Origin of the sequence: Aquimarina macrocephali JAMB N27, from assembly GCF_000520995.1 — a bacterium.
Classification (GTDB): Bacteria; Bacteroidota; Bacteroidia; order Flavobacteriales; family Flavobacteriaceae; genus Aquimarina; species Aquimarina macrocephali.
In genome coordinates, this window is the sequence record NZ_JACA01000114.1 from 1 (window position 1) to 822 (window position 822).

At 35.6% G+C, this 822-nt stretch carries 1 protein-coding gene; it reads right to left on the reverse strand.

Annotated elements, in window-relative coordinates; translation table 11 throughout:
* Positions 1-822: polyketide synthase dehydratase domain-containing protein (locus tag Z054_RS29595; RefSeq protein ID WP_035093868.1), on the reverse strand; the 822-nt coding region annotated here is incomplete at both ends.

Genomic DNA, 822 nt, shown 5'->3' on the forward strand with positions numbered 1-822 from the left:
ACAAGCAGAGATTATTCGCAAAGATCCTAGTGCAAAAGGAAGTAATGGTTCTTCTGGGATTTGATTCAGATTCTGAAATAAGCCAATAGTAGCCTGCAGAGCACTATCCATTAAACTAGGATGTAATAGATAATTATTCTGTTTAGTTTTAACTACTTCCGGAAGAGTTAAATCGGCCAATACTTGCCCCTCTCCTTTATAAATCGCTTTTATTCCCTGATGTGCCGCCCCATAATGAAGTTCCATTTGAGCAAAAGCATTATAAATATCACTTTGCATTAATTTACCAGCAGTCATCTGACGTCTAAGCTGATCAATATCAATTCTCTCTGGAATTGTTCGACTGCTAAAAGTTGCTTTTCCCTGGAAGTGTATGATGTCTTCTTCTCCATTGTGACTATATAATTCGTAATGTATTTGTTCACTCATTACAGAATTTGAATCGTCCAAAAACAAGTTTATATTAATTTGTTTCTTTTGGTCTACGATAGCAAAAGGTTGAATCCAAATAGTATTATTCAACTCCAAAATAGCAGATTCTACAGATGTGGGCATGGATTTTTCAATAGCAGCACGGGCCATTTCCAGATACGCAACTCCCGGAAGAACTTTCTGGTTAAAAACCTGATGATCTTTTAAGAAAAATTCTTCACCACTAAATGTCGTACTATAGCTCTGCTTACTAAAGTCTGAAGTGTTTAAGTGTAATAATGGATGTAAAACGGATGTTGTCGTTCCATTTGCATGAATATTCTTTTCTTCTAAGCCATCAATCCAATATCGTTCTTTGACAAATGGATACAATGGCAAGTTGATACGATT